Origin of the sequence: Streptomyces sp. NPDC048484, from assembly GCF_040651415.1 — a bacterium.
Classification (GTDB): Bacteria; Actinomycetota; Actinomycetes; order Streptomycetales; family Streptomycetaceae; genus Streptomyces.
The window spans coordinates 97,014-115,912 of record NZ_JBEZJY010000035.1 but is presented as its reverse complement, the minus strand read 5'-3'; the positions used below and the strand labels follow the sequence as shown (position 1 = coordinate 115,912).

At 71.1% G+C, this 18,899-nt stretch carries 16 protein-coding genes and 4 pseudogenes; 7 read left to right on the top strand and 13 right to left on the bottom strand.

All coding sequences use genetic code 11. The features are described 5' to 3' along the window. The 3 genes and pseudogenes from AB0D14_RS31110 to AB0D14_RS31100 all read left to right on the top strand — a co-directional run. Window positions 1-263, top strand: a pseudogene (locus tag AB0D14_RS31110) (IS630 family transposase); the annotation flags it as partial. Between the two features lie 118 nt (window positions 264-381). Beyond that, window positions 382-963 (top strand): universal stress protein, encoded by a 582-nt coding sequence (locus AB0D14_RS31105; RefSeq protein WP_362785809.1) that lies wholly within the window; start codon window positions 382-384, stop codon window positions 961-963. Further along, window positions 930-1,046: a universal stress protein gene (locus AB0D14_RS31100; RefSeq protein ID WP_362785807.1), complete on the top strand. Its 117-nt coding sequence runs from the start codon at window positions 930-932 to the stop codon at window positions 1,044-1,046. The genes AB0D14_RS31105 and AB0D14_RS31100 overlap by 34 nt, the downstream gene beginning before the upstream one ends. 139 nt (window positions 1,047-1,185) lie before the next feature. On the opposite strand, the pseudogene AB0D14_RS31095 reads toward AB0D14_RS31100, so the two are convergent. Then, window positions 1,186-1,533: pseudogene (locus tag AB0D14_RS31095) on the bottom strand (FMN-binding protein); the annotation flags it as partial. Next, window positions 1,515-1,670, bottom strand: a pseudogene (locus AB0D14_RS31090) (ferric reductase); the annotation flags it as partial. The pseudogenes AB0D14_RS31090 and AB0D14_RS31095, both read right to left, overlap by 19 nt. On the opposite strand from AB0D14_RS31090, the gene AB0D14_RS31085 reads away from it, so the two are divergent. Continuing rightward, window positions 1,608-1,877 (top strand): ATP-binding protein, encoded by a 270-nt coding sequence (locus AB0D14_RS31085; RefSeq protein ID WP_362785806.1) that lies wholly within the window; start codon window positions 1,608-1,610, stop codon window positions 1,875-1,877. The pseudogene AB0D14_RS31090 and the gene AB0D14_RS31085 overlap by 63 nt on opposite strands. A gap of 166 nt (window positions 1,878-2,043) precedes the next feature. Next, window positions 2,044-2,988, top strand: coding sequence for a universal stress protein (locus tag AB0D14_RS31080; RefSeq protein ID WP_362785804.1), 945 nt, complete (start codon window positions 2,044-2,046; stop codon window positions 2,986-2,988). A 32-nt stretch (window positions 2,989-3,020) separates the two neighbouring features. Here AB0D14_RS31080 and ppk2 read toward each other — a convergent pair whose 3' ends face one another. The 8 genes and pseudogenes from ppk2 to AB0D14_RS31040 all read right to left on the bottom strand — a co-directional run bounded on the left by ppk2 (window position 3,021) and on the right by AB0D14_RS31040 (window position 11,778). Beyond that, window positions 3,021-3,824 (bottom strand): polyphosphate kinase 2, encoded by an 804-nt coding sequence (gene ppk2 / locus AB0D14_RS31075; RefSeq protein WP_362785802.1) that lies wholly within the window; start codon window positions 3,822-3,824, stop codon window positions 3,021-3,023. Window positions 3,825-3,866: 42 nt separating this feature from the next. Further along, complete coding sequence (locus tag AB0D14_RS31070; protein WP_362785800.1) at window positions 3,867-4,376, bottom strand: flavodoxin domain-containing protein; 510 nt, start codon at window positions 4,374-4,376, stop codon at window positions 3,867-3,869. 15 nt (window positions 4,377-4,391) lie between these two features. Continuing rightward, the gene (locus AB0D14_RS31065) at window positions 4,392-5,123 is read right to left on the bottom strand and encodes a CBS domain-containing protein (RefSeq protein WP_362785798.1); all 732 of its coding nucleotides are present in this window, start codon (window positions 5,121-5,123) and stop codon (window positions 4,392-4,394) included. Window positions 5,124-5,164: 41 nt separating this feature from the next. Continuing rightward, window positions 5,165-7,861, bottom strand: a complete 2,697-nt coding sequence (locus AB0D14_RS31060; protein WP_362785797.1) for a bifunctional GNAT family N-acetyltransferase/acetate--CoA ligase family protein — start codon at window positions 7,859-7,861, stop codon at window positions 5,165-5,167. A 119-nt stretch (window positions 7,862-7,980) separates the two neighbouring features. Continuing rightward, a complete protein-coding gene (locus AB0D14_RS31055) occupies window positions 7,981-8,238 on the bottom strand; it encodes a HypC/HybG/HupF family hydrogenase formation chaperone (RefSeq protein ID WP_362785795.1) in 258 nt (85 codons plus the stop codon). 5 nt (window positions 8,239-8,243) lie between these two features. After that, on the bottom strand, window positions 8,244-10,517 hold the full coding sequence (hypF, locus tag AB0D14_RS31050) for a carbamoyltransferase HypF (protein ID WP_362785793.1): 2,274 nt from the start codon (window positions 10,515-10,517) through the stop codon (window positions 8,244-8,246). After that, window positions 10,514-11,019 (bottom strand): annotated as a pseudogene (locus AB0D14_RS31045) (hydrogenase maturation protease). Before AB0D14_RS31045 ends, hypF begins: the two are co-directional and overlap by 4 nt. A 162-nt stretch (window positions 11,020-11,181) precedes the next feature. Next, entirely contained in the window at window positions 11,182-11,778 is a 597-nt protein-coding gene (locus tag AB0D14_RS31040) for a hypothetical protein (protein WP_362785791.1), read from the bottom strand. Between the two features lie 334 nt (window positions 11,779-12,112). On the opposite strand from AB0D14_RS31040, the gene AB0D14_RS31035 reads away from it, so the two are divergent. Further along, window positions 12,113-13,165 (top strand): zinc-dependent alcohol dehydrogenase family protein, encoded by a 1,053-nt coding sequence (locus AB0D14_RS31035; RefSeq protein WP_362785789.1) that lies wholly within the window; start codon window positions 12,113-12,115, stop codon window positions 13,163-13,165. 316 nt (window positions 13,166-13,481) lie between these two features. Continuing rightward, complete coding sequence (locus AB0D14_RS31030; protein ID WP_362785787.1) at window positions 13,482-14,420, top strand: histidine kinase; 939 nt, start codon at window positions 13,482-13,484, stop codon at window positions 14,418-14,420. Window positions 14,421-14,646: 226 nt separating this feature from the next. Here the strand turns inward: AB0D14_RS31030 and AB0D14_RS31025 are convergent, their stop codons facing one another. The 3 genes from AB0D14_RS31025 to adhE all read right to left on the bottom strand — a co-directional run bounded on the left by AB0D14_RS31025 (window position 14,647) and on the right by adhE (window position 18,814). Then, window positions 14,647-15,312, bottom strand: a complete 666-nt coding sequence (locus tag AB0D14_RS31025; protein WP_362785786.1) for a CBS domain-containing protein — start codon at window positions 15,310-15,312, stop codon at window positions 14,647-14,649. A gap of 83 nt (window positions 15,313-15,395) precedes the next feature. Further along, window positions 15,396-15,854 carry a cyclic nucleotide-binding domain-containing protein gene (locus AB0D14_RS31020; RefSeq protein ID WP_362785784.1) on the bottom strand — a complete coding sequence of 153 codons (459 nt, stop codon included), beginning with the start codon at window positions 15,852-15,854 and terminating at the stop codon, window positions 15,396-15,398. 305 nt (window positions 15,855-16,159) lie between these two features. Continuing rightward, window positions 16,160-18,814 (bottom strand): bifunctional acetaldehyde-CoA/alcohol dehydrogenase, encoded by a 2,655-nt coding sequence (gene adhE / locus AB0D14_RS31015; protein WP_362785782.1) that lies wholly within the window; start codon window positions 18,812-18,814, stop codon window positions 16,160-16,162. Window positions 18,815-18,899 lie beyond the last annotated feature (85 nt).

Genomic DNA, 18,899 nt, shown 5'->3' with positions numbered 1-18,899 from the left:
GAGCCTTCGCGCTGGCACAGCGCCTGGAGATCCACCACACCCCCAAACACGGCTCCTGGCTCAACATCGCCGAGATCGAACTCTCCGCGCTCACCCGCCAGTGCCTGGACCGCCGCATCGACGACCTCGCCGTGCTCAACGCCGAACTCGCCGCCTGGCAGCAGCAGACCAACAGCGACCAGCGCCAAGTCGACTGGCACTTCACCACCGACGACGCCCGCGTGAAACTGCGCCACCTCTACCCAACCACACAGCAAAAATAAGCAACGACAATCTACTAGCTGCCCGGACGGCGTGAAGCTGTCCGCCGCCGGCTCGTGCCGCTGAAAGCACGGTTCCCCGCGAGGGGGACCGTGCGGAGTCGAAAAGGGGAGAACTGCCATGAGTGGCCCGGTTGTCGTGGGAGTGGACGGTTCGCCGTCGAGTCTGACCGCTGTGGAGGTCGCAGTCCGGGAAGCCGACCGGCGAGGGGTGGGAGTGCGGCTGACATACGCTCTCGGGTGGCCGTCGGGCGTACCCGCGGGTGTGCCGCCGTGGGACCCGGGTGGGGGGTACCAAGAGGCGCTGAACGGCACTCTGGCCGAGGCGCGACACCGTGCGAGCGGCATCGCACCTCGGGTGGAGGTCACGAACGAGGTCCTGTTCGGGGCTCCTGCGGCTGTCCTGGAGTTGTCGTCCGCGTACGCGTCTCTCACCGTCGTCGACGACGGCCGGCCGAACGGCGGGAAAAGGGTTGGCGCGCTGCCGCACGAATCAGTCTCCGGACGACTGGTCCGGCACGGGCCCTGCCCGGTCCTGGTGGTGCGTGGCAGGCAGGACCCGACCGGTCCCGTACTGGTCGCCCTCAACAGTTCGGCGGGGGCACGGCGAGCCACTGAACTTGCCTTCGCCGAGCCATCGTCGCGGCGAGTGCCCGGGCCCAGCTCGTCGTGGTCTCCATCCGCGGCCAGACAGGCCTGGTGAACCTGCTGCCGGGCTCGGTCAGCCGGACGGCACTGCGGCATGCGCACTGCCCCGTCGCGGTCGTCCGTGCCGGCCGGCGCTGACAACGGTTGCCGGACAGCGGCGTGTGTGCCCCGTCCCATCCCGTGGTCCGTCCTGACCGCACCTCGGTGTCCACCACTTCTGGCCACCGGGCAGCACGTCGAGGGCTTCGACTCGACCTGTCGCGACCCGCACACGAGGTCAGGCACGGGCCTGGTCCAGAGCGCTCTGGAGGGACTGGACGTAACCCTGGCTGGTATAGCTCGCGCCGGAGACCGCGTCGATGTGCGGGCTCTGGGCGCCGATCGCCTCCCGGGTGAGGCGAGGCGGCGCGTAGGAGGAGATCTGCCGGTCGCGTCCGTTCTGGTCCGGTGCCTGAAGAACGGTCACCGCGGTGATCCTGCCCCTGGAGAGCGTGGTGGCGACCTGCACGGTTCCGTACCGTGTGTCGACGGGATCTCCGGTGAAGGTGCCCGTAGCCGTGGCCGAACCCGGCGAGGTGCCCGGGGGAGTGTGGGGGGAGGACGAAGCCGAGGGCGTTCGCGGCGCGCCGCCGTGAAGCTGCCGTAGGGACCCTCGGCCCACACCCGGGTACCGGGCGCCAGACGGGCGAGCGCGGCACTGTGTCCGCCGGCCGCCTTCACCGTGATACGCAGATGGCGAGGGTGCGCGGGGGCGGAGAGGGAGTCCCCGAAGAGCTCCGGCCGGAGGTCTTCGGCCGCTTCGTCCGCGCCGATCACGCCCGTTCCCGGGCCACGGGCAGCACCGGCCTCGGTCTTGCCATCGTGCAGGCCGTGATCACCGCCCACCACGGAACTGTCACCGTCGCCGGCGGGCCCGGGCGGACCACCTTCCAGGTGTCGCTCCCCGGCCGGCACCGTCCGGCCCGGTAAAGGTGATCGCGGCAGCTCTCCCACCACCGTGGGCCGGCCTGTACGTCACTCCTGCCCATGGGGCCGGTCGGTCCGCCTTCGGGACCTGCGGCCCCTGCACCGGACGCCACTGCCGTCCCCATGCTGGAACCGGATCCGGACGGATCCGGATTCAGGAGGTGGACCAATGTCCCGCAACGTCACCGTGGGCCTCGACGGCTCCCCGGAGAGCCGTGCCGCCGCCGAATGGGCGGCCCGTGAAGGGAAGCTGCGCGGCTTGCCGGTCAAGCTGCTGCAGGTCTGGGAGCCCCTCCCGGTGCCGATGGCTCAGGCCCCGCTCCTCGGAGCCGAGACCCAGGCGCGTTGGCGCGAGCCGGACGAGACGGGAGCGCCCCTGGCCGCGGACTGGGGCGGGATCTCGCAGGAGGAGGTCGCGGGACTCCGGCTGCGCCACCCCGGAGTGGACGTGACCCTGGAACAGGTGAGCGGCACACCCACCGAGGTGCTGACGGCCGCGGGGAAGGATGCCGAACTGCTGGTCCTCGGGTCCCGCGGGCTCGGCGGACTCGGAGGGTTCCTCCTCGGATCCGTGGGCCAGGCCGTGACCGCGCGCACCGAGGTGCCTGTGATCATGGTCCGGGCCGGGGAGCAGGCCGCCGAGGAGCACGAGACGGACCCGGTAGGCATCCCGTCCGCCGCGACCCCGTACCGACCCGTCGTCCTGGGCCTGGACACCTACGGCCCCGACGACGCGGTGATCACCTTCGCCTTCGAGGAGGCCGCCCGGCGAGCCACCACCCTGCATGTCGTGCACGGCTGGAGCCTGCCCGGCTACTACGCGTACGCGCTGTCCACGGATCCCGAGCTCGGTCCCCAACTGCAGCGGCAGGACACCGCTGCCCTGACCGAGGCACTGCGGCCCTGGCGCACGAAGTACCCGGCTGTCGAGACCGTCGAGGAGTCCTGCCTCGGCAGCCCCGCCCGCCACCTCGTGGACGCGGCACGGAAGGCGTCCCTGATCGTGGTGGGCCGCCGGATCCGCCGCAGCCCGATCGGCTCGCACATCGGTCCCGTCACACACGCCGTCCTGCACCATTCCACCGCTCCCGTCGCCGTCGTCGCGCACGGCTGACCCACCCTCACGGGGAGAACACCTGATGTGAGTCACAGACCCGCCGCGTGATCGGGAACGTAGATCTGCAGATCGCGCGGCGGGCGTACGTAACCCGCCGACGACGGCCGCACCGGCAGACGCAGTACCGGTGGTGGCACCTCGTGGTAGGGGACGGAGCCGAGCAGGTGGGCGATCATGTTCAGCCGGGCCCGGCGCTTGTCGTCGCTCTCCACGATGTACCACGGCGCCTCGGAGACGTCGGTGTGCACCAGCATCTCGTCCTTGGCCCGGGAGTAGGCCTCCCAGCGGCTGATCGACTCCAGGTCCATCGGTGAGAGTTTCCAGCGCCGCAGAGGATCCTCCAGCCGGCGCCGGAAACGCTCCTGCTGCTCGGTGTCGCTCACCGAGAACCAGTACTTGCGCAGCAGGACGCCGTCCTCGACCAGCATCCGCTCGAAGATCGGGCACTGACGGAGGAAGAGCTGGTGCTCCTCCTTCGTGCAGAAGCCCATCACGTGCTCGACCCCCGCCCGGTTGTACCAGGAACGGTCGAAGAGCACGATCTCACCGGCGGCCGGCAGGTGCTCGACGTACCGCTGGAAGTACCACTGGGTGCGCTCGCGCTCGGTCGGCCTGGGCAGCGCGGCGATGCGGGCCACACGAGGGTTGAGGTGCTCCGCGACCCGCTTGATGGTGCCGCCCTTGCCCGCGGCGTCCCGCCCCTCGAAGACCACGACCAGTCGGGCACCCTCCGCACGCACCCACTCCTGCAGCTTCACCAACTCGGTCTGCAGCCGCAGCAGTTCCCTCTCGTACGGTTTGCGTGGCAGCGTCGCCGTCTTCTTGTCGGTCATGCCGCCTCCCGGCTCGATGACGTACACGGGCGGGCCGACCGGTCAGGGCCGGTGCGGTTCGGCCGCCAGCGTATGGGCCACGGTCGTCGCCCATACGGTGATCTGCTCGAAGTCGCGGAAGTCGCCGCCTTTCCCGGATTCCACGATCATCCGGGCCATGCGTCCCCTGACATCTCCCTCCAGGCGCCCGCCGAACGTGATGTGTCCGCGTGCCGCGATCCGGTGCGAGACGCGCCGGACGCCGGGCGGCGGCGGGATCTCGCGCTCGGAGGCGGAGGCGTCCAGCGGTCCGCTGCTGAACAGCCACACGGGCAGCCGCGTGAGGGCCTTGCGATGACGGCGTGCGAAGCGGCGTGCGTCGCGCTGCCAGCGGCCCGCGTACAGTCCGCCGCCGAGCACGACCGCGTCGTAGGAGCCGAGTTCATCCACCTCGGCCGCCGGGCGCACCCGGACCGTCAGCCCTTCCTTGGTGAGCACCTCGCCGATGTGCTCGGCGATCTGCGCCGTCGAGCCGTTCTTCGACCCGTAGGCGACGAGAACTGTTCCTGTCATGATCGATGCACCTCCTCACCTTCCGCGCAGCCAGTCGTCGGCCACGCCGTGCATGGAGTTTTCGTCCTGCCGGAGCCGGGAGTCGTCGAAGCGGTAGGTCAGCTGGTCGACGACGGCGACCACACCGTCCGTGGCACGGCACATGTGTACGACCATGGCGACCGCGCTGCGGCGGTCCAGCTGCCCTGTGAGGGTCACCACGCCCTGGTGGACGTCCACACCGATCGCGTCGGGCGACAGCCACAGCGCCTTCACCAGCGCCTCGTCGACGACGGCCGCACGGATCTCCGTGTCGGGGCGCAGGAACACCTGGAGCACGTCGCGCCGGGTGACGATGCCGACCAGCCGCTCCTCCTCGTCCACGACGGGCAGCCGTTCCACGCGCCGGTGCGCCATGACACGGGCCGCCTCGACGACGGTTCCGTCGCTGCGGATCGTGACGGCGGGTTCGGACATCAGCTGTCCGGCGGTCCGGGCCCGTGCTTTGGTCCGGCGTGCACGCACGCCAGGCGTCAACTTCCGCCAGTCGAAGCGGCGTTCGGGCTTCAGCGGGTCGGGCGTCTGTGCCTGCCGGGCCATGAGGTCCGTCTCGGAGATCACCCCGATCACCTTTCCGTCGTCGCCGACCACCGGCAGACCGCTGATCCGGTGTTCCGCGAGGAGCCGGGCCACTTCCTTGAACGGCGTGCCGTACGTGGCGCGTACGACCTCGCTCGTCATCACCGAGCCGACCTTGCTGTGCTTCATGGTCTGCCGCCTTTCTCAGGAGTGCGCGGTCGCGCGCCGGCTCAGCGGAGCCTGCGCAGGTAGGGATCGTGGGCCCGGCGCGGCAACAGCCGGATCCGGGCGTCGAGCGCGGTCACCAGGTCGGGCCGCGCGAGGACCGGGTTGAGGTCGGCCTCCGCCAGCTGGGGCAGGTCGCCGGCCATCCGGGACAGGCGCAGCAGCAGCTGTTCCACCTTTTCCAGGTCGACCGGGCCGGTGCCGTCGCGCCCGAACAGCAGGGGCGCGCAGCGCGGTGCGGTGACGAGGTCGTGCACGTCGAGGTCGGTGAGCGGGGCCAGCCGTGCCGCGTGGTCGTCCAGTACGTCGGTCGCGGTGCCACCGAGGCCGAACAGCACCAGCGGCCCGAACACCTCGTCCTGGACCACTCCGGCGAACAGCTCGATGCCGCGCGGCGCGAGCGGCTGCACCACCGCACCGGCCAGCATGGGACTGAATCGGACGTGGAAGTCCTGGTAGGCGGCGCGCACTTGCGCATCGCCGCGCAGGTCGAGATGGACGGCGTGCTGGACGGTCTTGTGCACGAGCCCCGGCCAGTGCGCCTTGAGGACGACGAGCCCGTCCGGTCCCTTGAGCCGGTCGGCGGCCAGTACGGCCTCGTCCTCGGACTCCGCCCAGGCCCACGGCGACTGGGGTATGCCGTAGCAGCCGAGGAGTTCGGCGCAGGCGCGCGGGTCCAGCCAGCCGCCGTCCGGGTTGTCCGCGAGGAAGGCGGCGACGACCTGATGGGCGCGTTGTGTGTCGATGCCGTCGAGTGCGGGAACGGTGCCGGGCGGCCGGGCCAGCCAGCGGGCGCGCTCCGCGGCATGGGCGAGGGCGCGTGCGGCGGCCTGCGGGTCGGCGTACGCGGGCACGTGGCCGGTGTCGGAGGGCAGCAGCCGTACGGTCGTCTCCTGGTCGAGGAGGACCGCGGCGACCGTTCGGGAGCGGCGGTCCGGGGCGTGGGTCAGGGACCGCACGAGGTCGTCGCCGGTCGCCGTGGCGACCGCGGTCGGCACCAGTGCCACCAGGACCGCGTCGACGCCGTCATGATCGGCGAGCCGGTCCACACAGGAACGCAGCTGCTCCTCCGTGACGGCGGCGCCGGCGTCGACGGGATTGCCGGCGGTGGCGCCCCGCGGCAGGATGCCGAGCAGGTCGTCGATCAGAGCCGGGGACAGCGGCGGCAGGCTCAGGCCGGCCTCCGCGCACGCGTCGGCGGCGAGCACTCCGGCGCCGCCCGCGTTCGTGACCACCACGACCCGGCTGCCCGTGGGCAGCGGCTGCGAGTGCAGGAGGGCCGCCGTTTCCAGCAGTTCGGGGACAGTACGGGTGGCGGTGATCCCGGCCTGCGTGAACAGTGCGCGCCGGGTCATCGTCGTGGTGGCGGCACCCGCGGTGTGGGAGGCGGCGGCGCGCCGTCCGGCCTCGGTCCGGCCCGCGTCGACGGTCAGGATCGGCAGGCGCCTGGTGACGCGGCGCGCGGTACGGGAGAAGGCACGCGGATTACCGAAGGACTCCAAATGCAGCAGCGCCAGATCGGTGCGCCCGTCCGACTCCCACCACTGCAACAGGTCGTTGCCGCTGACGTCGTACTTGTCGCCGAGCGAGACGAAGTCGGACACCCCGATGCCGAGCCGTTCCAGCCCGCTCAGCAGAGCGATGCCGACTCCGCCGGACTGCACCGCGACTCCGGCGGTGCCCGGCTGCGGGTGCGTGGCGGCGAAGGTGGCGTCGAGGCGCACCGTCTCCTCCGTACTGGCGAGACCGAGGCAGTTGGGGCCGACGAGCCGCATGCCGTGGTGCCGGCCGGCGGCGAGGAGCGCCTCGGCCTGGTCGGCGTCGAGCCCGGCGGAAACCACCAGTAGTGCCCGCACACCGAACTTTCCGCACTCCTCGGCGGCAGCGGGCACGTCCGGGGCCGGCACGGCGATCACTGCGAGGTCCGGCACCAGCGGCAACGCGCCGACGGACGGATACGCGTGCACGCCCAGGACCACGGAGGCCGTCGGATTGACCGCGAGGAGCCGGCCCGTGAAACCTCCGGTGCTCAGGTTGTGCAACACGGCCCGGCCCACCGAACCCGGTTTGCGGCCCGCTCCGACGACCACCACCGACTTCGGGCGCAGCAGCGGCGTCAGGCTGGCCACGTCCGCGGTCTGTCCGCGTCCCTCGACGCGCACCCGGTAGTGCTCCGTGTCGGCGAGGGGGATCAGGCAGCGGATCTCCGGTCCTGAGAACTGCCGCACGGTTCGCAGCCCCAGGTCGGTGAACACCTTGAGCATCTCGCGGTTCTCGGCGAGCGCGTCGGCGGAGAACGACGTGACTCCCTGGGCGCGCGCGGCGGACACCAGGTGTTCCAGCAGCAGCGTGCCGACCCCGCGATGGTGCCAGGCGTCGCCCACGGCGAGCGCCATGTCGGCGCTGCCGGCACGTTCCTCTCCCTCGACCTGGTACTCGGCGATCCCGATGACCTGACCGTCGTACTCGGCGACGAAGGCGCGGTAGCCGGCGTCCGTCGAGTTGCCGACCCGCGCGGCGGCCTGCTCGGCGGAGCGACGGCTGACGGAGAAGAACCGAAGCCGCAGGTTCTCGTCAGACATGTCGGAGTACAGGCGCAGCACGGCGTCGTGGTCGTCGGACCCGGCGGCCCGTACGCACACGGTCGTACCGTCGGTGAGCAGGGCGTGCATGCGGTCGCCGGATGCGGGGACGGTGGTCATCGCGTGCCTCTCGTCGGTCGGTCGGACATTCTCAGAGTCCACCTCGACGGACCGTGGGCCGATGGGTCGGTCGGGCACGAAGGAGGGCCGGACGGTCCCGGGTCCCGGGACCCGGGCTGTCACGGCAGCGGCTCGCCCAGCTCCGTCTCCACGGCGTCCGCCATCGCCCGCAGCACATCGAGCGTGCGCCGCGCCTCCGCCTCGTCGACCTCCGTGATCGCGAAGCCGACGTGCACGATGACGTACGTTCCGACAGCCGCGCCGGGCGTGTAGTCGAGACAGACCTCGCGTCGTACGCCGCCGGAGTCGACGGTGGCCATCTGCAGCCCCGCGTCGTCGTGGGCCTCCAGAACGCGGCCCGGAATACCGAGGCACATGCCCCTCACCTCTCCCTCGAGAGCCGGGCGGCGGCAATCGCGGCCTGGCCGTAGCTGATGCCGCCGTCGCCGACCGGGACCTCGCCGCCGACCAGTACCTTCAGCCCCTGTGCGCGCAGGCGCCGCCGCACCTGGGTCAGCAGCCGGCGGTTGACGAAGCAGCCGCCGCCCAGGCACACGATGCGCGGCGCCCCCTCCTTGACGGCCCGCCCTGCCATCTCTGCGGTGACGAGGGCGAGCGTGAGGTGGAAGGCCGCCGCCAGAGTGGCGACGCACTCGCCGTTCGCCTGCCGGGCCAGCAGGTCGGCGAGGGTCGGCGCGGAGTCGTACACCCACAGGCCGTTCGACCGCACCACACGGTGCGCGAGCGGCACGGCCTGCACGGTGCCCGCCGCGGCCTCCAGGCGCACGGCCGCCTCACCCTCGTACCGCACGGTGTCCACCAGCCCGAGCAACGAGGCGACCGTGTCGAACAGGCGTCCCGCGCTGGACGCGCGCGGACAGTTCACGCCCCGGGCGACCATGGTGCGTACGGCAGCCACCTCGGCCGGATCTAGCCGGTCGGTGAAGGGCCGCGTGAGCCACGGGTAGGGCCGCGGAGATCCCAGTGGTTCGCCGCCCAGCAGGTGACCGAGAGCGGTCCGTGAAGGATGGCGTACGGCCGAGTCACCGCCGGGCAGGGGAGCGGTGGCGAACCTGCCCACGCGCCGGTAGCCGCTCAGGTCGGCGACGAGGAACTCGCCGCCCCACAGAGTGCCGTCGTCACCGAGGCCCAGCCCGTCGTAGGCGATCCCGAGGAACCTGCCACGGACTCCGTGCTCGGCGGCGACGGCCGCCACGTGGGCGTGGTGGTGCTGCACGGCGATGCGGCGCAGCGGCTGCGCCTGGGCCCACCGCGTGGACAGATAACCGGGGTGCAAGTCGTGTGCGACGGCCACCGGTTCGATGCCGAGGAGCCGTCCGAGGTCGTCGTACGACTGGCGGAACGCGTCGTACGTCGCCACATCCGCCAGGACGCCCGTATGCGCCGCGAGATGGGCCCGGCCGTCGGCGGCGAGCGTGAAGGTGTGCTTGAGCTGGGCGCCGGCGCCCACGATCGGTGGTGCCACGGTCACGGGCAGGGGAGCGGGGGCGAGCCCACGCGCCCGGCGGATCGTGATCCGTGTCCGGCCGGTGATCTGCACCACCGAGTCGTCGTAGCGTGCCCGGACCGGCCGGTCGTGCGCGAGGAAGCCGTCGGCCACGGCGGCGAGCGCGGTGCGGGCCTCGGCGTCGTCGACGATGAGGGGCTCGTCGCCGAGGTTGCCGCTGGTGACCACCAGGGGCGGGGCCGGCTCGTCGAGAAGAAGGCGGTGCAGGCCGGTGGCGGGCAGGAAGAGCCCGAGACGTGGCACGCCGGCACAGACCGCCGGTGCGATGCCGTGCTGTCGGCGCGGCGACAGGAGCACGATCGGACGGGCCGGCGAGATCAGCGCGGCGCGCTCGGTACCGCTGACACCGGCCAGCCGTGTCGCGGCCCCGACGTCCCGCACCATGACCGCGAACGGCTTCGCCGGGCGGTCCTTGCGGCGCCGCAGTTCGGCGACGGCCGCGGAGTCGCGGGCGTCGCACACCAGTTGATAGCCGCCGAGCCCTTTCAGCGCGACGATGCCGCCGTCGGCGATCGTCCTGACCGCCGCCCGTAGTGCGTCCTCGCCGTGCAGATCGTCCCAGGCGAGCTGCGGCCCGCAGGCGGGGCAGGCGACGGGTTCGGCGTGGAAGCGGCGGTTGCCCGGGTCGCCGTACTCGGCCGCGCACGCCGCGCAGAGCGGGAAGCGCCGCATGGTGGTGCGGACGCGGTCGTAGGGCAGGTCCTCGATGATGGTGGCGCGGGGACCGCAGTCGGTGCAGTTGATGAACGGGTAGCGGTACCGGCGGTCGGCGCAGTCGTACAGCTCCGCGAGACAGGCGTCGCAGATGCCCGCGTCCGGAGGTATCTCGCACGACGCTGTTCCGGCGTGACCGGGCGAACTGCCGCGCACCTGGAAACCCTTGCCAGGACTGCCCTGCCCGGCCAGCAGATCGACCCGCCGGACGCGGGCCAGGGCGGGGGCGTGCGTACTGAGACGGGTGGCGAACTCCCCGATGACACCCGGTTCTCCCACCACCTCGCCCTCCACATGCCCGTCGATGTTGGCGACCCAGCCGTCCAGGCCGAGGGCCTCGGCGGTGCGGTACACGAAGGGACGGAAGCCGACGCCCTGCACGGTCCCGTGCACCTCGAAGCGCCGCACGCTCATCGCTCGCCCCCGGACGGCGTCTGCGAGTACCGGACGAGTTCCGCCTCGACCGAGTCGGCCAGTGGCCCCACGGCGGCCGCGACGGCGGGGGAGCGACCGGCGCCCATGGAGTCGTCGGCACCTTCCACCGCGTAGACGACGAGCCGTCCGGGCAACCGCCCCAGGACGCGGGCGAGTTCGCAGGCCTCTCCCAGCCCGGGCCGTGGGAGCTGGTCGTTCGCGACCGGTCCAGGCGCTGGGCGTCGAGCGCGATGCGGTGGACCCGGCCCGGGGTGCCGGGGTGAGCGTGGGCCGCGTCCACGACCACGGCGAGATCGGCACCCTCCCACAGCCCGATCAGCCGTGCCGGGTCGCCGTCGCAGGTGGCCAGCACGGTGCCGGGAGGCAGCGGGACGTTCTCGGCCCGCTCACGCACCCGGGCCAGGACCGCCCAGCCCACGCCGTCGTCCCCCCGGAAGTCGTTGCCGACACCGATGACGGCTATCCGCGGGCGTGTCCTCATGCCCTCACCGTGCGCCCGGCCGGGTGCCGGCCCCCAGGGCCGAACGGCCCTTTACCGGGGCCCGGTGCGCCTCTGGAAGGGACAGAGTGTGCCCCTGGAAGGGAACAGGAGAGGACAGTAGGAGGACAGGAGGAGGACAGGACAGGTATCCGGGTCAGCCGGTCAGCCGGCTCGCTGGTTCCACTGCGGGCTGACCAGCTCCCACTCCCGATCCCACTGGTCGAAGCGCCGCTGGTCCAGGTGCCCCCGTGCGAGGGCGCCGGCGCCGAAGGCGATGCCGGCCAGGGCAAGCACGGCGAGGACACCCAGGAAACCAGCCTCGACGGCGCCTTCGGAGGCGCTCGCCGGCTCGGGGGTGAGTGCGCCGCGGTCGTCCTGCCAGAGCGTGGTCGTCGACCCGGCCCGCACGCCTGCGCTCACGAGCGCCCGCCCGGTCCGGACGGTGCTGTCGGGGATCGTCCAGCGGACCTTGGCCGACGCCCGGTATGAGTCCGATTCCGAGGTCGTGCTCCGCGGAACGTCGAAGAGCACGACAGCCGTGACGGCGTGCCGTTCGGTGCGCTCCTGTGCGAACGCCTGGTCGGCAGCGCTCGCCGTCACCAGGCCGGCGAGCGTTCCCCCGACAAGAACGACCGTCCACACCACAAGCATGACCCAGCCCTCGACTACATCGTCGTGGCGTCGCAGCGGATTGCTCCGCCACCGCCACAGCCGCGTGCTCGCCCCCATACCCGTACCCGTACCCGTACTTTCGCGCATCGTCGACACCTCCTCGTCCGTCCGCGTGCCCCTTCGACGGTTGCAGCGCGGAGCAGCGAACGGCAGGGGCCTATGAGACGGAGTCCGAGGGCCGACCGGGCCCGCCTTGGCCGTGGGAGAGGGGCCCATCGGCCCCCGCGTCCCAGGAGACGCCGTTCTCCGGAACGTCACGGTCGGCCGTTTTCGGTGGGCCGACCGGCCCAAGCGGATTCCCGCGCTCTCGAACAAGCTGGACCTGTGGGGCGCGGTCCCGGCGTCATGCCGGCCCCGGCTCCGCCCATCGGGGCGGTCCACGGGACAGGCCCCCGCTGCGAAGCGAGAAGGTGAGCAGCACATGAAGGGCTATGTTTTCCACGGACCCGGACAGGCCGCCTGGGAGCAGGTGCCGGATCCGGTCATCAAGGAAGCCACCGATGCGATCGTGCGCGTCGACGCCGTCACCATCTGCGGCACCGACCTGCACATCCTCAAGGGCGACGTGCCCGAGGTCCGCCCCGGCACGATCCTGGGGCACGAGGCGGTCGGCGAGATCGTCGAGGTCGGCGGTGACGTGCGCACCGTGCGGCCGGGGGACCGGGTCCTGGTCTCCTGCATCAGCGCCTGCGGGCGGTGTCGTTTCTGCCGGGAGAGCATGTATGGCCAGTGCCGCGGCGGCGGGGGCTGGATCCTGGGCCACCTGATCGACGGCACCCAGGCCGAATACGTCCGCGTCCCGTACGCCGACCTCTCCGTGCACCCGTTGCCCGGCACGGTCACCAGCAAGGACGCCGTGCTGCTGGCCGACATCTTCCCGACCTCCTACGAGGTGGGCGTGCTGAACGGCCGGGTCCGTCCCGGAGACACCGTCGCCGTCGTCGGGGCGGGCCCCATCGGACTGGCGGCCATAGCCACCGCTCAGCTGTTCGCGCCCGAACGGATCGTCGCCGTGGACGTGGCCGGCACTCGGCTGGAGGCCGCCCGGAAGCTCGGCGCCGACGCCGTGGTCAACGCCCGGGAGGCACCCGAACAGATGATCGCCGACCTGACCGATGGGCTGGGCGCGGACGTCGTCATAGAGGCGGTCGGCGTGCCTGAGACCTTCGAACTCTGCACTCGTATGGTGCGGCCCGGCGGTCACGTCGCCAACGTGGGCGTGCACGGGAAACCCGCGACCCTGCACCTGGAAGACCTCTGGATCAAGAACGTGACCATCACCACGGGCCTGGTGGACACCCACTCCACCCCCACCCTGCTGCGGATGGCGGCAGCGGGCCGGCTGCCCACCTCACAGCTGATCACCCACACCTTCCCCCTCGATGGAATGCAGGAGGCGTACGACGTCTTCGGCAACGCCGCTGAGACAGGCGCGCTCAAGGTCGTGCTCGGAGGGTGGGGGAAAGGAGCATAGGAACAATTCCAGGGGCGCACATGGCCGCATCGGCGCGGTGGCCGACAGCGGCTCGCGCAACTGTTCGGCGCCATCGAGCACTTCATCCGCTCGGTCCACGGTACGCGCTACCGATCGCGGGCGTAATCTGACCGCAGGCCGCAGGCCGCAGGCCGCAGGGTGCATAGCGGTGCTCGGTGCTTGCTCCGGATTGCTGTCCTGTCGGTCCCGCGTCCGGCCGAGGCTTGGAGGCGTCGCTCGTGCCCGTGACAGTGACAACGACCAGCATGTACCGGGCACCTCAGCCGCCGTCTCCTGACCCAGACCGGACCGGTCGATGAACGAGGCGGACTCCGTGTTCGTCGACGTGACCAATGCCGCTCTGCCCGGAGCGCCGGCTCCGGAGGGGCCGAGCCGGGCCGCAGGCGGCTCGATCATGGATCCGGTCGCCGACGGGATCGAGGTCGCGCCGTTCACTCGCGCGGGTCTACGAGCACGGCTGCTGCCGTTCGTTGTGGTGTCCGTGGTGGCGATGGTGAGTGTGCTGCTGCCGAGTGGCGGGCTGGCGTCGTGGCACCACATGGGCGTCGCCGCGGTGCTGCTCACGGTCGTGGTCCTCGCCGCGTTCGCGGTGCCGTGGGCCCGACTGCCGGTCTGGGTGGCTGTGGCAATACCGCTGCTCTACGCGGCCTCCATGCTGGAGCTGGTCCTCTCCTCGGGAACGGCCTCCGGCGTGGGCACCGTGCTGCTGCTCCCGCTGGTGTGGTCGGTGCTGTTTCACCACCGATGGGAATCGGTGTGCGTCCTGGTGACGATCGTGCTGGCGGAAGTGATCATCTCAGTGGTGCAGTCGGCGCCGCCTACGACTCTGGCACGCCGCGTGGTGCTCTGGACCGCGCTCGGCGCCGTGATTCTGCTCGCCGCCCACGGCCTGCGCGAACGGATCCGCCGTGCCCACGAACACACCACCGCCCTGCAGAACCAGCTCCACCAGATGACCGACCGGGACCGGATCGCCGCGCGACTCACCGACACCGTGATCCGTCAGCTTTTCGCCGCAGGCCTGGACCTGCACGGCGCCGCCTCGTGTGTGACCGACGAGGCGGCCCGCCGTCGCCTGCTCAACGGAGTCGCCGAACTCGACCGGGCCATCGCTCAACTGCGGATCACCGTCTACGACCTGCGCCCCGACGACAGCAGGTCGCAATCCGCCGGGGAGCCAAGCAGCACCACCGCAGGAGATCAGCTTTCACCTCGACGCTCCGGCCCGACGTGACGTACTCGTGCCCGTACCGGCGGCGAGCTCGGCCAGGAACGACCCACCCGGTATTTACAGGAGCCGGAGAGCGCGTCACAGTCACAACGGAGTCCCAGGGCTCCGCCGACTTGCCCGATCGGTCCGGGAGGGGCGCGCGACCTGCTCGCACGCTCCAGGTAGGGACGGCCGGTGACCCACCGGCCGTCCCTACCTGGAGTGCCCTCGCGCTACGTGTTCGCCGCTTTCACTGCGCCACATCTCTCCGTAAGCCGCTCGAAAGATTGCACTCGACGTCGACGACACCCTCGACCGCGCGCACCAGACGGGCCGCGACGGGTACCAGCGAGGTGTCGCGGATCCGTCCGGTCAGAGTCACCACGCCGTCCAGAACCTCGATGTCTATGGGTTCGATCGGCGCGGGAAAGAGGCTCCACACGGCCTCCGCACGGACTTCCGCGGCGATGTCCTCGTCCGTGCGCAGAAAGACCTTCAGCAGATCTGCTCGGCTGACCACGCCGTCGAGCATGCCCTCGTCGTTGACGACGGGCAGCCGCTTGACCTTGCGCTGTGCCATGATGCGGGCGGCCTGCGCCAGAGTGGCGTCGGCGTGGACGGTGACGGCCGGCGTGCTCATCAGCTCCTCGGCGGTCAGACCTCCCGCCTTGGCCAGGTCGGAGAGGCGACGCAGCTGGGTGTACCGGTCCGGGTCGCTGTCCCGGAACTCCTCCTTGGGCAGCAGGTCGGCCTCGGAGACGACGCCGATGACGCGCCCCTCGCCCTCCAGTACGGGAAGGGCGCTGACCTTCCACTGCTGCATGAGTTGGACGATGTCCTTGAAGGGGGCGTCGCGGCCCACGGCCACGACGGTGTGCGTCATGACATCACTGACGATGTGCGGGCTGACAGGCATGGTGTCTCCTGCCTTTCTCCTGGGATCTCGGATGCCGCCGACGGTCAGGTCGGGTGGTCGGTCCGGGTGACCGGCCGGCTCTCTCAGATGTTTCTGCTCCCGCTGCCGTACGGGGCGTAGAGGTCGAGCAGCCGGATCCGGGCGGCGTGCAGCCGGTGGGCGACCACGCGGCCGACCCATGCCGCGACCGCGCGACCGAACTCCGGATCGTCGGCGCACATCGCCCGTACGGCGCTCGCGTCGAACTCGTAGGCGCGCACCGGAGTGGTGGTCTCGGCGCCGAGTTGCCACGTAAAGGGAGCGAAATGCCAGGACCAGCCGACCAGTTCGCCGTGGCCCAGCGACTCGATGACGGCGGCGCGCCGTCCGGGAACGTGCAGGTCGAGAGCGACGGACCCGGTCCGGACGATCCAGAACCGGTCGGCACGCCGACCCTCCTCGAACAGGCGAGCACCCACCTCGAAGGATACTTCGCGGGCTGTTCGCATCAGCCGCTCGCGGTGTTCGACCGGGAGGCCCGCGGCCAGGGTGAGGTTGGTCATGGTTCCGGTTCCTTTCATACATGCGGCCACGGTCGGCCGACGCGTGGTGGAGCGGCACCGTCGTCGCCGGCCTGCGCCGATGCGGGGCCGGGACTCCGGTGGCCGTGTGCACGGTTCTGCCGACGGCTTGGGTCGAGCGCCGTCCGCTGATTCCAGACTGGGCCCGCCGGAGTGCGGAGGCGACAGGCCGCTCGACCCCATCTGGGGCTCTTCGGCCCAACGCGGGTCGCTGTACGGCCCACGTCGGTCGGCCGACGCATCGCTGTCCCGGCCGAGGACCCCGGCCACCGGCGCAGGCCGCGAGTTCAGCCGTAGTACGCGGTGCGCATGATCTCCCGCATGTCGTCCAGCATGGGCATGCGAGGGTTGGCAGGGGCGCACTGGTCCTCGTAGGCGTTGAGCGCCTGCTGGGGGAGGGCCTCCAGGAAGGTCTTCTCGTCGATGCCCAGTGACTGGAACGACGGCTCGATGCCGATCGCGTCCCGCAGGCGCTCCACGGCGACGGCGAGGGATTCCACGCCCTCGTCCGGACTGGCGGCGGACAGGCCGAGGGTGCGGGCGATGTCCTGGAAGCGTTCCGGGGCTCGGTAGCTCTCGTACTTGGGCCAGCCGGTGAGCTTGGTCGGGACGGCGCCGTTGTAGCGGATGACGTGCGGCAGCAGGACGGCGTTGGTGCGGCCGTGAGCGACGTGGAAGGTGGCGCCGAGGGTGTGCGACATGGCGTGGACGATGCCGAGGAAGGCGTTGCCGAACGCCATGCCGGCGATGGTGCCGGCGTTGTGCATCTTCTCCCGCGCCTCGGGCGACCCGGCGCGGTCGTTGACGGCCGCCTCGAGATGATCGAAGACCAGCCGGATGGCGTGCAGGGCGAGGCCGTCGGTGAAGTCGTTGGCGTAGACGGACACATACGACTCGATGGCGTGGGTCAGTGCGTCGAAGCCGCTGTCGGCGGCCAGGGCCGGAGGCAGAGCGGTGGTCAGGAGAGGATCGATGATGGCCACGCTGGGGGTGAGCGCGTAGTCGGCCAGCGGGTACTTCTTGCCGGTGGCCGGGTCCGAGATGACGGCGAAGGGGGTGACCTCGGCGCCGGTGCCGGAGGTGGTGGGCACACACACCAGGCGGGCGAGTTTCCCCAGGGTCGGGAACCGGAAAGCCCGCTTGCGGATGTCGGAGAACTTCTGCCGCATGTCCGCGAAGTCGATCTCGTTGCCCAGCGCGTGCTGCTCGTACAACAGCCACATGACCTTCGCCGCGTCCATGGGGGAGCCGCCGCCGAGCGCGATGATCGTGTCGGGGCGGAAGTCCCGCATGAGGCGGGCGCCGCGCTGCACCGAGTCGATGCTGGGCTCGGGTTCGACGTTGTCGATGATCTGCAGGGTGACTGAGTCACGGCGCTGCTGCAGGACACGGGTGATCCGGTCGACGAAGCCGAGCCGGGTCATGGTCGCGTCGGTGACGATGGTGACGCGGTGCACGTCCGGCATCGAGGTCAGATAGCGAATGGCCTGCGGCTCGAAGTAGATCTTCGGCGGAACCTTGAACCACTGCAGGTTGTTGCGGCGGGTGGAGACCCGTTTGACGTTGAGCAGCTGCGCGGCGGAGACGTTGTTCGACACGGACGTGCTGCCCCAGGAGCCGCAGCCGAGGGTCAGCGACGGCAGCAGGCCGTTGTAGATGCCGCCGATGGCGCCTTGCGACGAGGGGGCGTTGACGATGATCCGTACGGTCTTCATGCGCATGCCGTACGCCTCCGCCAAGGCGGGATCCTCGGTGTGGATGACGGCGCTGTGGCCCTGGCCGTGGAAGGCGACCATGTCGGCTGCCAGGTCGAAGCCGTGGCGCTCGTCCTTCGCCCGCAGCACGGCCAGGACGGGGCACAGCTTCTCCCGGGTCAACGGCTCGTCCGGGCCGACCCGTTCGACACGCACCAGGATGACCGAGGTGTCCTCCGGTACGGAGAACCCGGCGTGCTCGGCGATCCACACCGGGCTCTGGCCGACAGCCGCGGCGTTGACCTTGGGTTCGCAGCCGGCGTTCGAGCCGCCGGCGGAGGGGAACAGGAACGTCTCCAGCTTCGCCTTCTCCTGCGGGGTGGCCAGGTGGGCGTGCAGGGTACGGAACTCGGCGAGTGCCGCGTCGTGGATCTCGGTGTCGAGGATGACGGCCTGCTCGGAGGCGCAGATCATGCCGTTGTCGAACGCCTTCGACAGCACCAGGTCGTTGACGGCCCGGCGCAGCTTCGCGCTCCTGTGCACGTAGGCGGGGACGTTGCCCGCGCCGACGCCCAGGGCGGGCTTGCCCGCCGAGTAGGCGGCCTTCACCATGGAGTTGCCGCCGGTGGCGAGGATCAGCGAGACGCCCGGGTGCCGCATCAGCGTGCTGGTCGCCTCGACCGACGGCGCCTCGATCCACTGGACGCAGTGCTCCGGCGCGCCGGCTGCGACGGCCGCGTCGCGTACGATCCGGGCCGCCTCGGCGCTGCACCGCTGCGCGGAGGGGTGGAAGGCGAACACGACCGGATTACGGGTCTTCAGCGCCATCAGCGCTTTGAAGATCGTGGTGGAGGTCGGGTTGGTGACGGGTGTGACGGCGCAGACGACGCCCACCGGCTCCGCGATCTCGACCATGTCCTCGATGTCGTCGCGGGCTATGACACCGACGGTCTTCATGGGGCCCATGCTGTGCGTGACGTGCTCGCACGCGAACATGTTCTTGGCCGCCTTGTCCTCGAAGACGCCCCGCCCGGTCTCCTCGACGGCCAGAAGGGCCAGCGCGGTGTGCTGGTCCAGGGCGGCGACCGAGGCCTTCTTCACGATGTGGTCGACCTGCTCCTGGGTGAGGGACTCGTAGTCGGCGAGTGCCTTGAGGCCGGCCGTGACCAGCCGGTCCACAGCGACCGTGGTGTCGGAGGGGGCCTCGGCGCCGACCGTGGCTTCGGTGCCGGAGTCGTGTCGGGTCATGAGGGGTGCCTCCGGAGTCGGGTTCGCCGTGGGAACGCGGCGGTGGGCAGCCGTGCGTGTACGGCGGCGTAGGGACGGGAGCGGC